Annotated in this window: 11 protein-coding genes; 7 read left to right on the forward strand and 4 right to left on the reverse strand. The window is 40.2% G+C overall.

Features of this window, described 5'->3' with window-relative positions; translation table 11 throughout:
* The first annotated feature begins 91 nt into the window (after positions 1 to 91).
* Genes QA584_RS05890 through QA584_RS05900 form a run of 3 tightly spaced genes read left to right on the forward strand, consistent with a single transcriptional unit; the run spans position 92 to position 4,956 of the window.
* Complete coding sequence (locus QA584_RS05890) at positions 92 to 1,162, forward strand: alpha/beta hydrolase (protein ID WP_278273580.1); 1,071 nt, start codon at positions 92 to 94, stop codon at positions 1,160 to 1,162.
* A 40-nt stretch (positions 1,163 to 1,202) separates the two neighbouring features.
* On the forward strand, positions 1,203 to 2,723 hold the full coding sequence (locus tag QA584_RS05895) for a carboxylesterase/lipase family protein (protein ID WP_278273581.1): 1,521 nt from the start codon (positions 1,203 to 1,205) through the stop codon (positions 2,721 to 2,723).
* 43 nt (positions 2,724 to 2,766) lie between these two features.
* A complete protein-coding gene (locus QA584_RS05900) occupies positions 2,767 to 4,956 on the forward strand; it encodes a hypothetical protein (protein ID WP_278273582.1) in 2,190 nt (729 codons plus the stop codon).
* A 289-nt stretch (positions 4,957 to 5,245) separates the two neighbouring features.
* Here the strand turns inward: QA584_RS05900 and QA584_RS05905 are convergent, their stop codons facing one another.
* A complete protein-coding gene (locus QA584_RS05905; RefSeq protein WP_278273583.1) occupies positions 5,246 to 7,237 on the reverse strand; it encodes a glycoside hydrolase family 31 protein in 1,992 nt (663 codons plus the stop codon).
* A 202-nt stretch (positions 7,238 to 7,439) separates the two neighbouring features.
* Here QA584_RS05905 and QA584_RS05910 point away from each other — a divergent pair, with 202 nt between their 5' ends.
* The gene (locus QA584_RS05910) at positions 7,440 to 8,330 is read left to right on the forward strand and encodes an AraC family transcriptional regulator (RefSeq protein WP_278273584.1); all 891 of its coding nucleotides are present in this window, start codon (positions 7,440 to 7,442) and stop codon (positions 8,328 to 8,330) included.
* Between the two features lie 250 nt (positions 8,331 to 8,580).
* Here QA584_RS05910 and QA584_RS05915 read toward each other — a convergent pair whose 3' ends face one another.
* Complete coding sequence (locus QA584_RS05915) at positions 8,581 to 9,360, reverse strand: response regulator transcription factor (RefSeq protein WP_278273585.1); 780 nt, start codon at positions 9,358 to 9,360, stop codon at positions 8,581 to 8,583.
* The gene (locus QA584_RS05920; RefSeq protein ID WP_278273586.1) at positions 9,353 to 11,188 is read right to left on the reverse strand and encodes a sensor histidine kinase; all 1,836 of its coding nucleotides are present in this window, start codon (positions 11,186 to 11,188) and stop codon (positions 9,353 to 9,355) included. The genes QA584_RS05915 and QA584_RS05920 overlap by 8 nt, the downstream gene beginning before the upstream one ends.
* A 311-nt stretch (positions 11,189 to 11,499) precedes the next feature.
* Between QA584_RS05920 and QA584_RS05925 the strand changes: the two genes are divergently transcribed.
* The 3 genes from QA584_RS05925 to QA584_RS05935 all read left to right on the forward strand — a co-directional run bounded on the left by QA584_RS05925 (position 11,500) and on the right by QA584_RS05935 (position 14,636).
* A complete protein-coding gene (locus tag QA584_RS05925; protein ID WP_278273587.1) occupies positions 11,500 to 12,870 on the forward strand; it encodes an ABC transporter substrate-binding protein in 1,371 nt (456 codons plus the stop codon).
* A gap of 63 nt (positions 12,871 to 12,933) precedes the next feature.
* Positions 12,934 to 13,812, forward strand: a complete 879-nt coding sequence (locus tag QA584_RS05930; protein WP_278273588.1) for a carbohydrate ABC transporter permease — start codon at positions 12,934 to 12,936, stop codon at positions 13,810 to 13,812.
* Positions 13,812 to 14,636, forward strand: a complete 825-nt coding sequence (locus QA584_RS05935) for a carbohydrate ABC transporter permease (protein ID WP_278273589.1) — start codon at positions 13,812 to 13,814, stop codon at positions 14,634 to 14,636. Before QA584_RS05930 ends, QA584_RS05935 begins: the two co-directional genes overlap by 1 nt.
* Here QA584_RS05935 and QA584_RS05940 read toward each other — a convergent pair.
* A complete protein-coding gene (locus QA584_RS05940; RefSeq protein ID WP_278273590.1) occupies positions 14,626 to 15,507 on the reverse strand; it encodes an AraC family transcriptional regulator in 882 nt (293 codons plus the stop codon). The two genes, QA584_RS05935 and QA584_RS05940, sit on opposite strands and share 11 nt — an antisense overlap.
* Positions 15,508 to 15,699 lie beyond the last annotated feature (192 nt).

The following is a 15,699-nucleotide window of genomic DNA, read 5'->3' on the forward strand; positions in this document are numbered from 1 at the left end:
CATCTTTCCTAGCAATTAGGACCAGGTTAAATAAGCAGATCTAGGATAGACCGGATACAAATCAGATTATAAAATGGAGGAGGAAAGGGTTATGAAGAGTTATGAAGCAGAAGGAATGCCCGAAGAATACAAAAGGGCTGCTAAGGATATACAACAAGGTACACTAGAGGATGTTTCATACAGTGTGGGTAATTATATCAACCAGTCTAGACAGCTCGTAACAAATCAGAAAATAAGCGGGAAAGAAGCAGGCAGAGAAACCGTAAACGGTGCACCGATTACAAAGAAATGCAGTGTTTATCTGCCGGCAGGTTATGATAACAAGGCTCAAAATGTAAAATATGATGTGCTGTATCTGCTCCATGGTGTAGGTGGCAGCCGTGAGGAATGGTTATCTGGTAACGGAAAAACCGACGGGAATTATACAATATGCAATATATTTGATAATCTGATTGCCAAAGGAGATATACCACCGCTTATTGTAGTGTTCCCGGAAGGCAGAAGTGCTTATGACTGGACGGATACTTCTTTTAATCCGGAAGGAACCAATCTGCTGGGATTTTACTATTTTGATTATGAGTTAAGGTATGATTTGATTCCGTTCATAGAAGAGCGGTATCACACATATGCCAAAATTCAGGATAGGTCTGATATAGCCATAGAGTATAACCGTTTACACAGAGCCATAGGCGGGTTATCCATGGGGGGAATGCAGACCCTGAATCTGGGACTGGGTGGTTACCGCTGTGACTCTGCTGTATTTACAGGGGGAGAAAGTGGCTGGAAAAACGGTCTTACTGTAACGGTGCCCGCACCGGGGATGCTGGACTTGTTCGCTTATGCAGGAGCTTTTTCTAATGCGCCTACTTCCAGCAGTGGTAAAATTCTAGGCGATAGTATAAAAGCAGGTCACAAACTTCATCTGCTTTATATGACCTGTGGTGATGCCGATGAAGTGGCATACGGAGCAGGCTATTTAACAGCTGTAACAGGACTTCAGGAAGCTGCGGGAGACAACCTGAGGAATTATTACAGGATTTTAATAAAGGATGGTGTTCATGATTTTGCCGTTTGGAACAACGGCGCATATAATTTCAGCCGGTTATCCTTTGGAAATACAAATAAGAGTCAAGAGTCTTATGATATTGAAAAGATACTATAGGTTAAGGTAAATTATTATTTTGTAGAATGGAGGTATGCATATGTTACGCGTAGTAAAAACAGAAAATGGTGTGGTACAGGGGTTACCGGCAGCAGATCCAAGAATTACTAGTTTTAAAGGCATTCCTTTTGCAGCACCGCCCATAGGAGAGAACCGTTTTCGGGCTCCTTTACCTGCTAAGAACTGGGACGGAATAAGAAAAGCCTTTGAATTTGCACCGATATCACTGCAGTCAACACCGGGGCTTAACAAAGAGGATATCTATACCAGGGAATGGGCAGTTGACCCAGAGATTCCCATGGATGAGGATTGTCTATATCTGAATGTATGGACACCTGCTTTAACTACAGACGAAAAACTTCCGGTATTTGTATGGTATTTTGGAGGAGGACTTCAGGTAGGCAATACCGCTGAGATGGAGTTTGACGGTGAGAGGCTTGCCAGAAGGGGTATTGTTGTGGTAACAGTGAATTACCGGCTGAATGTGTTCGGATTTTTATGTCATCCGGAAATAACAGCGGAATCCCCGGAAGCGCCTGGAAATTTCGGTCACCTGGACCAGCAGGCAGGTACCAGATGGGTAAAGCGCAATATTGCTGCATTCGGAGGAGACCCGGATAATATAACAATCGGCGGTCAGTCCGCTGGTGGAGCTAGTGTTATGAGTCAGCTTGCTTCGCCTCAGAATGAAGGGCTTTTTCAAAAGGCGATTGTGGAAAGCGGTATGATAACAGGTCTTTACCCAGATAATTTTGTATTCGGAGAAAAAAAAGATCTGACAGAGGAAGAGCAGGAAGGAATAAAATTCTTTGATTTTCTTGGAGTTTCTTCCCTGAAAGAAGCCAGAGCCCTGGAGGCTGAATATATCAATAAGAAAGCCCAGGAATATAACAGATTCTGGGGGACTGTCGTGGATTCGAAGTTCTGTATAGGAAGCCCTTTTGAACTTGTTGCCCGGAATAAAGCCATGAAGCTTCCGCTAATGTTCGGTCATACCTCCTCTGAGTTTTATTGTGAACCCAAAGCAAGTACAGTCCAGGAATTTCGTAAATTGGCCGTTGATTTATTCGGTGAGGATGCAGAGGAATTTCTGACATTATGCAAGGAGACTTCAGGAAACTTAGAAGAGATGATAAGTCGTGCCGCGGTACGGATTGTGGAATATGCCAACCGGATTGCTGCCAGTGCCAATGAGGCTTTGGAGGAAAAGGTTCCCATGTATTACTATGTTTTTGATGCGGAAATTCCGGGATGGGATAACCCTGGTACCTTCCACTCCGTGGATCTGTGGTTCTTTTTTGAAACCCTTGCAAAATGCATACGGCCCTTTGTCGGTAAGCATTATGATCTTGCCCGTCAGATGTGCAACTATTGGGCTAATTTCATACGTTCCGGCAATCCTAATGGAAAAGATGCAAATGGAGAAGATATGCCACTTTGGGAATCTTATAAGAAAGAAGCACCTTTTGCCATGGTTTTCGGAGAAAAATCTGAATTTATCAGGGAACAGCCAGGAGAAGTAATGCAGTTCCTGGTGAAAGAATATTTTAAATCCTTATAACCGTATACTTAACTATGTGACATGAAAAGGAAGGAAGAATTCCATGAATCTGGTATGGAACGAATATACCCTCAGCTTTATAGAAGGAGGGCTTTTAGTAAGAAAAAGAAACAGTCTGCTATATTTTAATAAGCGCCCGGTTTTTGTTACAATTAAAACGGTATCAGCTATTAGTGTATTTTATGACAATGTTTATAGTGAGATTACGGAATCAGAAGATAAAGTCATTGCAAAAGGAATTCTTAAGGTACCTGCCGGTTCTGAATTTTCTTTTTTGGATGTATATGAAACTGTAAAGGAAGGCTTTAAGGTAAGCCGTAAAGTTAAGGTAGTAAAAGCAGCTGGGGAGCTTGGGTTTTCCAGTAAAATATCATTTCATTTGACGGAATCAGGCAGTGTATATGATTATAATTGCTTTGCTCCCGGTGTATGGTATAAACAGAATGAATTTGCGCCGGATTATTCTTTTGGTAAGGATCTGGAGGCAGAATATTTCTTACGCACGGAAACCGCTTACGCCCTGCCGATGTTTGCAATGCAGCATACCTGCTCGGGTGAAACAGCAGCTCTTTCCCGCTGGGCAGCAGATATGACGAAACGGTCCCAGGATATTATGAGATCGGAAAATAATGTAGATCGTAACTGTACGTCCGGTGCTATTGGAATGAGCCGTCCTGCTGATAAAACCTTGAATTATTTATATTATGGTTTCCCGGTACGTACAAAGAGTCCCACAAAATCCAAGGGTCTTTCCCTTGATTATGTATACCCTGGCTGTGACGGCCAGCTGCCAGGCAGGAACCGGTATGACGGTCTTGATATTACCGACAGGATTTATTCCTTCCAGCGCATTAACCATCCGGTGGAGGAAGGCTTTGAACAAAATTATGCAGTGGCTTTGAATCTTGGATGCTATACCGATTTCCAGGCTATGATGAGGGACACTTGGAGAATCACTTATAACCGGCTGAGGGATAATTTGTTTCAGGTTGATAATGAACAGCATTTTCACAACTGTATGAAAATACTGACCAAATATACCGGAAAATACGGGGATTCCTATGGGCTGCCTTTTGCCTGTCAGCTGCCGGATATGGATATATCCAGTGTTTCTTTCCAATTCGGTTTTGTAGGGCAGCAGCCGGCAATCGGTTATCAGCTTCTGCGTTACGGTGATAAGGAGAATATTCCCGAAGCCAGTTTTAAAGGCAGGAACGTAATTGATTTTTGGGTAAATACAGCTATGACCGAATCGGGACTGCCACATATGTGCTACAATCCGAATATCAAGGGCTTCGAGCCTTATCCCCACTATATCCGTATGCTTGCCGATGGGGTGGAGGGTATTCTGGATGCTTACCTTTATCTGCATAAAAAAGGGGAGGAACAGCATTCCTGGCTGGAGTTCTGCAGAAAAACCGCAGACTGGCTGGTAAAGATTCAAAATGATGACGGAAGCTTTTACCGGGCGTATAATACCGATGGTTCCATACACATGGATTCAAAATCCAATACCCCCAGTCCAATCCGCTTTCTGGTACAGTTCTATCTGTTATCGGGGAAGGAGAAGTATAAAGCTGCGGCGGTGAAAGCCGGTGAATGGTCTTATGAGAATGCATACCGGAATCTGGAATACCGGGGAGGTACTTGTGATAATTCGGATATTCAGGATAAGGAAGCCGGAATCTATGCTTTGTTTGGATTCCTGTCCCTCTATGACCTGACGGGTGAGCCAATATGGCTGGAAGGTGCTGTTGGAGCTGCCGATTATACCGAGACCTGGACATATGCCTGGAGCTTCCCGGTAGAGACTCCTCTGCCGAAACATCCCTTTAATCAATATTCCATCAGCGGACAGAGTATCATTACCATCGGAGGCGGAGCAGACGTATATATGGCAGCCTGTTCCTATACCTATTACAGGCTTTATCTGATAACAAAGGATGAGCATTATCTTGACTTTGCTGAATTTATTCATAAGAATACCAGGCAGTCAAGTGATGTGGACGGTAGTATCGGATATTGTATGCCGGGGCTTGGACATGAAAGTGGCAATTTTACCACCCAGATGTTAAGGAGCCAGTACCATTGGCTGCCCTGGTGTACCTATGTGGAGGTGGATCCTTCCTCAAGGCTTTACGATACCTTTGGAAGCTATGAAATTGCCGGTGCACAAAAACTTGGCATGGAGGAATGCAGGAAACGAAACCGCATTTATGATACCCTTGTTTAACTCTTAGCTGATGTAGTTTTCTAATGCCAATCTGTTAAAGGGAATGCCAGAAGACAGAATCGACCAGAATATGGTTTCCTTTGCTTTTAGGAACTGCATAAAGAATGAGGTTGCTTGACGTTGTAAAAAAAAATATGGTATAACTAACATAGCAGAGTAAGGGTATTATAAAACAGGCTGCTGCAAAATTATAAGTAAGTTCCGAATCTAATTTTGGTAATAGATAACTCATTTTACTGACCCGGGTTCTTAACTATATAAATTTGCAGCAGCGTTTTAGAGGGATATATTATTTCATGATGGAATCAAATATCTGCAGCACGTCACTGCCGCTTTTAACAAATGCAATAAATTCATGGATTTCCGCTTTTACGTTCACTGTTTTTGTGCCCTCATAATTTTGCTTGTCTATGATGTTAATCCAGTTTCCCTCCGGCAGATATACCTCACGTTCGGTAATGCCCTGTTCTAAAATAGGAGCGAAGAGGATATCCTCACCGAACATATACTGGTCATCCAGGTTATAACAGTTTTCATCCTGATAGAAATCATAAAACATAGGACGCATAATAGGTGAACCGGTGGCAGCGGCAATATCCATATATTTTAGGATATAGGGTTTTAACCTTTCCCTCAGTTCAATTATATTTTTAATAATTGGATAATTCCGTTCACCAAAACTCCAGATTTCATTATCTCCGCCGCTTTTTTCTTTTACTTCCGGATAGCGGTCCACCTGACCGGTCATGCGGCTTCTTGCACCGTGAATTCGCATAACAGGGCAGAATAAACCAAATTGGAACCAACGGATGATAAGTTCACGAAAATAATCACTTTCGATATTGCCGGAATGAAAACCGCCGATATCGCTGTTCCACCAGGGAATACCGCACATTGCCATGGATAGACCACTGGTAACGCTTTGTCTTAGGGCAGTAAAGGTAGATGGAATATCACCGTTCCAGGCAAGGGAACCAAAGCGCTGGCTTCCGGGATAAGCCGCACGGGTAAGAGAAATGATTTCCTCTTCTCCTTCTGACTTAAGACCGTCATAAAAAAGCTTGGAGTAATAATAGGGATAGAGAAGTGCGGTTTGAGCCCCATTACCGGCATAAAAATGAAGGTTGTTAAACTGCTGGGGATGTACCTCAGGTTCTGCTTCATCAAGCCAAAAGTTCTTAATACCGTATTGATAATAGTTTTCTTTTATTTTACTCCAAACAAAAGAACCGGTTGCCGGATTTGTAGGATCGATAAAGGTCTGCTGTCCATAGAAGCTGAATATACCGTATTGACCGTTTTCAGTACGAACCAGCATATTTTCCTCTTCCATCGTAGAATAGTTTTCGCTGTTCGGATTGATGGTAGGCCAGACAGAAACTACCGGTCTGATTCCTAAGGAATTTAGTTCTTCGCACATGGCTTTGGGGTCAGGCCAATACCTGGGATCAAATTTCCATTCCCCCTGTTCAGTCCAGTGGAAATAATCGATTACGATAGCAGCCAGTGGAATTCCTCTTTTGTGATATTCTCTTGCAACTGATAAGAGATCCTCCTGACTTTCATAGCGAAGCTTGCTTTGCCAGAAACCGGCAGCCCAGGCTGGGAATTCAGGTGCATATCCGGTTAAATCGCTATAGGTTTTTAAGACATCGGCGGGGCGTTCTCCGGTATAGATAAGATAATCAATCTGATAGGCATTCTCGGAGCACCAGAGAGTATGGTTATTCGTAGTTTCACAGTATCCCGGTGAAGGATTATTCCAAAAAAATCCGTAACCTAAGGAAGAATACAGAACCGGCAGTGTTGACTTTGTATTATAGTGGACAAGATTGCAGCTGCAGCCTTTTCTGTCCAGCTGGTCTTCCTGTTCCTGACCAAGCCCGTAGAAATGTTCCCCTTTATTACTCTTAAAGATTGCCTTAACCTGGTAATTATCGCCGCTTATATGAGTAAAACGGGTAACAGGATCACCTTCGTCTTTGGTACAAAGTATTTCCCTGCCGTTACGATAATAAGTAATAACACTGGGCTCCCAGCCGCCTCCGGCAACTATGGTAACAGAGATGCATCCGTTTGTTAGGGTGGCCTGCTTTTCATCTCCAGTAGTATGGCAGTCATTTTTAGTAACAGGCGGTAGTAAGGTCCAATTCTCACTGGAAATAGTACTGTTTCTGGTGGAACGGCACCGCAGGCAGTTCATGCCATAAGGCTCAATAACGGTAAGTTCGTCTTTTCTTTTAAATATAATCTTATCTGCGGAAAGTATAAGTTTACCCATTGGTCTGCTCCTTATCTGATTGATTTTTTAGTTTTAGTTTCGTATCCGGTTCTGACTATACTATAGTAAAACCGGGGTGGAATGTCTTTAACTAATTTGTGCAGTAATGATACAATTTTGATTTGCATTAGAAGAAAGTTTGACTATAATTGAAGTAATTTAATGAAACGCAGCTTAGTATGTAGATACGAGGAGGTATAGTATGCAAACGGAACAAAATTCGTTGCTGCTTGAGAGAATCAGCCATAAAACACAGTTCAGAGCAATATCATTCCATCATACGGTAACTGATCCGAAAACAGACCTGGTCCTTTATCTGCATTGGCACAATGAAGCGGAGTTCCTTTTTCTTGAAAAGGGAGAAGCAATTTTTAAGATCGAAGAAGAGGAATTCCATCTCCATGCCGGAGATGCCATATTTATACCGCCGGATCTGCTTCATTCAGCAAAAGGGATAAATGGAGACGGCTGTGAATTCTATGCCATCGTCTTTTCCCTGTCTTATCTGGTTGATTCCTGTGCAAACCCGCAGTTTAGCAGGTATCTGCAGCCGGTAATCAATTTTGGCACCCGCTGTACCCTCCATCTGGTTCCGGAGGTGCCCTGGCACAAAGATATTCTGGATATCCTGAAAAAAATGTATGAGGAGTCTCACAAGGTTCCGGAATGCTGGGAACTTCAGATGTATGGTATGCTTCTTACGGTTTGGCAGTGGCTCTATAACAATTACTTATCCAGATTTGAGATGGACAGCCATTATAAGAAATTGTCCGAGCAGCTTTCAGAAACTTTAACGTATATACATGATTCTTATGGTGATGAGATTTCATTAAGTGAACTTGCCGCCTTATCCAATATGAGTGAGGGTCAGTTTTGCAGACTCTTTAAGAAGCTGACCGGATTTACGCCCTTTAGTTATCTGAACCGGTACCGGATAATCAAAAGCTGTAAATACTTAACCGGAACCACCAAAAAGATTACAGAGATTGCCGCATTATGCGGATTTAATAATATCAGTTACTATAACCGGGAATTTATCCGGTATATAAGGATTACCCCTTCAGCTTACCGTAAGGGTAAGCTGTATCATTAATGTTGCAATAAATATGACGGTACTCTCAGATTAATCCATAATATGGGGTACTGTCATATTTTTTGCTCGCAGTGTATATTCATAAGTTCTTTGTTTGTTAGTAAAAACCATAACCATAAGATGCCCGTTTCGTTACAATAACTTTTAAAGATGTTCTCTTATTCTATATTCCTTATCCGAAGTGTATATTAACTTTGGCATAGAAAAGCTGTGCTTTTAACTTATTATTCAAATTTATCTCCCATGTAGATTATTCTTCCACCCCCCGGTTTTTACCAAGGTTATCCCTATAGTTTGCTGGGCTAACCCCCGTCACCTGCTTAAAGGATTTACTAAAGTGGAAGGGATCGGTATAACCGACCAGGTTTGCAACCATATTAATCGTTAGGGTATAGTCCCCCAGTAGCTGTTTGGCAGTATTAATCCGATAATTCTGTATATATTTTGAAGGTGTGACATGAACATATTTTACAAATATTTTGGTCAGATAAGAAGGAGAAAAGGAAAAGTGGTCTGCTATCAAATTCAGATCGATGGGCTTTTGATAATTCTGTTCAATATACTTCTTTATAAGACCTGCGATTTCCTCAGAATTATAGGCAGGTGGTTTACCCACGGACGCTAACATCTCATGGGTTGATAGAAAGTTCTGCTCCAGTCTTTTTAACAAGGAAGATAATTCATCCAGGTTCACCGGTTTTAAAAGATATGCAAAAACACCGTATTCAATTGCAGATTTGGCATAGGCAAAATCGTCATGACCGCTTAAAATCACACACTTAATATAATTGTTATATTCTGCTATATGCCTTACCAATTCGATTCCATCCATGACCGGCATTTGTATATCGGTAAAGATTACATTGGGGGTCTGCTCTTTTATAAAGGTTAAGGCATCTTCTCCATTGGATTCAATACGAATAACTTTAAAATTAGGATTAACCTTCTCAATATTTTTTGCAATATTTTTAGCTAGTAACTTTTCGTCTTCTACAACAACTACTGTAAAAATTTTAAGATCATTATTCATTGTATTTCCCTCCAATTGTTAATAAAGCCCCGCCTGTCAAAAGATTGCTGATCCGGAATATGTGGCTGCCCTTATACAATAGCTTGAATCGAATATATATATTCATCAGTCCCATACCACGGATTTCTAAATTCGGCAGTAGTCCGGTTCTGTTAATTTCCTCGATTTTCTCATTCAGACTGTCGATTTCCTCCTGCCCAAAACCTGCGCCGTTATCAGAGATGGCTAATTCCCAATAAGTATTGGTAAGAGTACCGTTAATTGTGATTTTCCAGGGCGGTTTTATGGACTTGGTGGTAAATTTAATTGAATTTTCTACAATTAATTGCAGACAAAGCTTTGGGAGCCTGATATCCAACATAGAATCTGGAATATTGATTTCATAAAGAAGATCATTATCATACCGGATTTTCATGCACTCTAGGTAATCTATGGTGTTTTGCATTTCAAGCCTTAAGGGTACCATAAGTTCCTTGTCTGAGGAAATATACCGAAGGATATTTGATATATTCTGGCACATCAGGTGAATCTCCGAATCCATATGTTCATCTGCCATAGACTGTATGGTAGCCAGAGAATTGTAAAGGAAATGGGGATTCATCTGGGATTGCAGTGCTAGCATTCTGGACTGCATCTCCTGATTTTGCAGGGTTATTTCCCGTTCCATGGACTGCTGGGCTTTTTTCTGCATGGTAATTAAAGCGGAATACAGGGTATTAAATTCTATAATATGAGTATCAATATCAGTAAAAACATTTTTTCCGGTATTTGACAGATCGAGCTTAAAGGATTGGACCTGTTTATAAATCTTTGTAATGGGTGTGGTAATGATATGTGCTGAGAGATAAGAAAGCAGCAGCATAGCAAAAGCAATAATAATCAGTATTATGATATTAGCCCGGATATACTCAAAGATCGGTTTTAACAGGTTATTGTTACTAACGGCTATCGCAACGGTAAAGCCGGCATATTCCGTATGTTTATAAAACAGGTAAGTATTTTTATTATAACGGTGGGTATTGACCTCATCAGTGCTGTCGACCTTGCCGGCAGACAGTTTTGAAAAATATTCGGTATAGGAATTATCTGAAAAATCAGGATATATGCATTTGCCTGTCTGGTCATAAATATATATATTCTCATTGTAGGGTTTTGCGATGTTGTTAATTTTTTGAGTCAAAAAGGATATGGGGTTTTTCACTTCAATTATGCCCTGGGGTATATTATAGGCATTATAATACATTGCATATAAAGAGATAAAAGTAGCCCCATTGTGGTAAGAGTAAAAATTTTTGAGACGTTCATCTTTATCACTGGTCATAAGTCTATAATGATCGGAGGATATAAAGGTTTCATACCAGGGATAGTCTTTTACCGAAGCATTAGAGGCAGAGGTATCAAGACCTACGCCAAAAACACCTTTATCAAGGGAATACAGGTAAATCTGGACAACAGGACGGTTCGGCCCAATTATGGCAGTCAGCATATCAATGAGTATCTTGTTATTTTGAAGGCTGTTATAGTCCGTATTTCTGTCACCGGAGCTATCCGTATCAACAGATTTGATGTATTTTGTAAAACGCTCCTTTATCAAATTAGAATAGGCAATATTCTGAGCAACTGTATCCAGTGTTTTTGCCTCTTCATCCAGAAATGAAGAGATGGTATTAACATTTTGGGAAATCAGTTTTTCTGCATTGGCTCTCAGCTTTTTTGATTCCGAAGTTAAGAAAAAAATCATGAAAATGCCTAAAACTGAAAATAATAAATAAAAGTATGTGTAAAACAGGATAGATTGAATGCTTCGTGTCTTTTTCTTTTTTATCATTATGGCTGTACACCTTTCATTTTATATGGCTTCTCGTAGCATATAATCTCTAAAACTTAATATAAGAATATATGCCCGTAATCAGCGTAAAATTGATCTTTGCACCCTGCTATGTATCGTTAATAGAATTTGAGACTTAAGGTAAAATTATTACATATATGAGACATAAAATATACATTCCAATAGCATAGTTTACAATCTATAATAAAGTCATAGCTTTTGGTTGTCAATAATGTATAATTAAATGCCGTGTTTTTCGTATTATTTGACAACCGGCTAAATTATTTATGAAAAAGAAAGGCAGGGGTATCATGAGAGTGTGGAAAAAATTAGTAGCGTTAGGGCTTGCAGCTACAATGTTAGTGTCCTTGGCAGCATGCAGCAAAGGTACTACAGAGGAACCAAAAGGAGATACAAGTACCGGAAACAATGCTGAAACGTCGGGGGAAACGACAGCATCAGATGATAAGAAACAGGATATAACAATTTCTTTTATGGCAAGCCAGGATTGGATTCAGGATGCTGAGTTAGAACTGGGTAAGAAATTTACCGAGAAAACCGGTATTAAAATTGATTACCAGATTGTTCCTTCAGATCAGTATAACAGCTTGCTGATGACAAAACTAAATACCGGGGAATGCACAGATATATTTGCAGGACAGAGCGGTAAATTTGATATTCAGACTCAATACAATGTTGAAAAGAATGCAGTTGATTTAAGCGGGGAAGGCTGGGCAAAGAATGTTGATACCTTAGCCGCAGCAGAATTAACAGTCAACAATGCTTTATACGGACAGCCGATACAGGATGTATCCTCTGTTTGGGCAGTAGCTTACAATAAACAGATCTTTAGTGATCTGGGACTTACGATACCGACAAATTATGAAGAGTTTACAAAAGTCTGTGATGCTATTTTAGCAGCAGGGAAAACACCAATTTATGAAAGTGTATCAGATGGCTGGCATCATGTTTTATGGTTCCCGGAAACTGCGGTTCAGGCAGAAGTTAAAACTCCGGGACTAGTTGATAAACTGAATAAGAACGAAACTACCTTTGCCCAGGATGAAACGCTAAAGTTAATTCTCACGCAAATCAAAGATATGGTGGATAAAGGCTATTGGGGAGATAACTATATGTCAAATACTTATGCGGACGCTGCGAAAAATATTGCTTCCGGTGAGTATGCAATGACAATAGCGAATCAGGGCTTTGGTACGGAAGTAAACAAAGTAGACCCAAACTTTAGTGCAGATAATATCGGTTACTTTGTAATGCCTTTAGCAGATAACCAGACACTGAATGTGAATCCATCCGGTCCTTCCAGATTTATCTATTCCGGTTCAAAAAATATGGAAGCTGCAAAACAGTATCTTGATTATATGGCTTCGGATGAAAGCCTTGCCTACTTAACCGAGAATGTTTCAAAGTTTAATAAACTGCCTTACAGCAATGCACCTTCAAAATATACGGATACCATTAAAAGTTTTTATGACACATATACCTCACAGGGAACTGTATTCCAGACCGCTGTAAAATACGTGAATCCACAGTGGATGGATATCGGCAGCAGCATTTCTGCTTTGCTTTTAGGAGAGGCAACACCGGAGGAAGTTCTTAAACTCATTGACAAAACCAGGTCTGACCAGGCTATTGCAGCAAAAGACCCGGCTTGGGCAAAATAGATATAGGGATTTAAGGGGCTGCCGCAAAATGCAGCCCCGTTTATCAGACAGGAGGAAACAGCAATGAATAAAAATAAGATATACCCTATCTACTTTGTGTATGGTGCTCTCGCTTTATATATTGCTCTATTTGTTATTCCCAGTGTTATTGGAATTGGGTATTCCTTTACAGACTGGTCGGCATATTCAGATAAGTTAAAATTTGTAGGGTTAGATAATTTTAAAATGATTTTCTCATCGGATGAGGATTACCTGGCTATTATAACCAATACGCTGAAATTTACATTTATTACAACCATATTAAAAAATATATTAGGTCTGATATTAGCTTTATTACTTACGAAATCAATTAAGTTTTTAAATTTTCATAGAGGCATTATGTTTATGCCATCCGTTCTATCCACTTTAATTATTGGTATGATTTTTAAGTCCATCCTGGACCCGTCCGGCGGACTGTTAAACACCTTTTTAAGATCTGTCGGCCTGGATTTTTTAGCCGGTAAATGGCTGGTTACCTCAGAACTGGCTTTTGGTTCTGTTATGGCGGTTGATATCTGGAGAGGCACAGGATATATCATGACGATATTAATCGCTGGCATCCTCTCGATTTCAGGTACGTATTACGAGGCTGCAAGTATAGACGGTGCAAATGGTCTTCAGAAATTCCGTTTTATAACTTTTCCGTTACTGCTTCCCACTTTGGCAACAACTACGGTGCTAAATATCATATATGGTCTCAAGGTATTTGATATGATCTATGCACTGACGAACGGGGGACCGGGAAAAACCACGACAGAAGTGTTGTATACCGCGGTATTTAAACGGTTTGGTACCGGACAGTATGCCGCCGGTACGGCACTTTCTTCCGTAATGTTTGTGTTTATGGTTATAATCGGAACCTTTATGATTAAAATAATGACAAAGAATGAGGTGGTTGAATAATGAAGCAAAAATTTGTAAGAGTATTCGTGGGTAATCTGACCGCCTGGATTATTTCAATCATATCCATGGTGCCGCTGCTCCTTATTTTATTCAATTCCTTAAAAGACAGTCAGAGTGCATCGGATATGAACTTAAAACTTCCTGCCTTCCCCATACAGTGGGAAAACTTCTCTGTGGTCATAGAAAAAGGTAAATTGTTTGGTTCCTTTATAAACAGCTGCATTTATTCCCTTGGAAGTGTACTTCTATGCTGTCTGCTAGCATCACTGGCAGCTTATGTGTTATCCAGGAACCGCACTAAAGTTACGAATATTATCTATATGTTTATAGTTCTTGGAATTACCATGCCGGTTAATTATGTTGCCTTAACCAAAGTTATGATGTTTTTAAATTTAAATAACACCAGGCTTGGGATTATATTACTATATACTGCAATGCAGCTTCCGTTCTCGGTATTTTTAATCTACAGTTTTGTTGCGAAAATACCGGTTGAACTGGATGAAGCAGGAATCATAGACGGCTGCAAGCCGCTCAGACTATTTGCTTCAATTATACTGCCCCTTTTAAAACCTGCGGTAGCAACGGTATTCGTTCTTACCTTTTTAAATACCTGGAATGAATTTGTTTCCCCTTTGTATTTCCTAAGCAGTTCTGCAAAATGGCCAATGACCCTGTCGGTATATAACTTCTTTGGCATGTATTTTAAGGACTGGAATCTGGTGTGTGCGGATATTGTTATGACAAGTCTGCCGGTAATTATTATCTACCTGTTAGGTCAGAAACATATTGTTTCTGGTATGACGGCCGGAGCGGTTAAAGGTTAAGTAAGGCAGGGTTTCTATTTAAATTACGGTACTCCCTTGGAGATTGATGATAATATCTTTTAAACGCATTGGAAAAATGCTCAACAGAGGAATAGCCTAAGTCCTGTGCAGCCCTGGTAATACTTTTTCCCGGGTCCAGTAATAGAATGATAGCGGCAGACATCCTGGCTTCTGTCTTCTTCTTTAAAAAAGTTTTGCCGTAATGACGTTTTAACAGTCGTTCCGTCTGTCTTTTGCTTAAGCCCAGTCTAGAGGATAAGTCCTCTAAAGACAGATTGTTATACTCATATAAGAAATACTCTTCAATAATTAAATACTTACGGTTGGATAAATCCGGATGGGTTATCGGGTTTTGACTGCTGTGTTGATTTTCATAATTACGTACCAGGTAAATGACTAACTGTTGAAGAAGAAGTTCCGTCTGTTTTATATAACCGGTAGATTTTTTATCAAGTTCAAAGAAAATCTGCTGCATCAGGGGATGGATATTCTGACTGTCCTCACCGAACCAGAATTTCGTACTTTCAAAAATCTGCAGATAAGAACCTTGTTTTACTGTTCTTTTGTGCAGATTTTTTCTTTCAAGCTTTAGATAAATACAATATTCCGTCATTGGGTCTTCTTTATCAGGAATCTGCTCATGGACCACATGGGGTCCTGTGATATACAAGGTATTGGGCACAATATGATAAGTCACCTCATCTATTTTAACCGTACCCTGTCCATAGGGAATATAATGGATTTCATAGCTGTTATCACTGTGGCTGTGCCCTGGTATGGAACGCATAAACCGCTCATAGGCGATATGGAGGGCATAAAAATCCAGCTGTTCCATTGAAAATTTTATATTTAGATCATTATATGAAAGCATGATGTATCACCTCTTGTTCAGCGTAGCAAATAAGGAGAGAAGGGTCAATACAAATATGCGAAAAGGCGACATAAAAGCTATAAAAATGTCAATTAAATCTATAGTAATATAATCTGGGTCTGTTATAATTCCATTATAAGTTGAATTTCCTGATTCTTATTATTCAATCATTTTGGAAGTGAAACAAATAAA

The organism is Anaerocolumna sp. AGMB13025, assembly GCF_029689925.1.
Classification (GTDB): domain Bacteria; phylum Bacillota; class Clostridia; order Lachnospirales; family Lachnospiraceae; genus Anaerocolumna.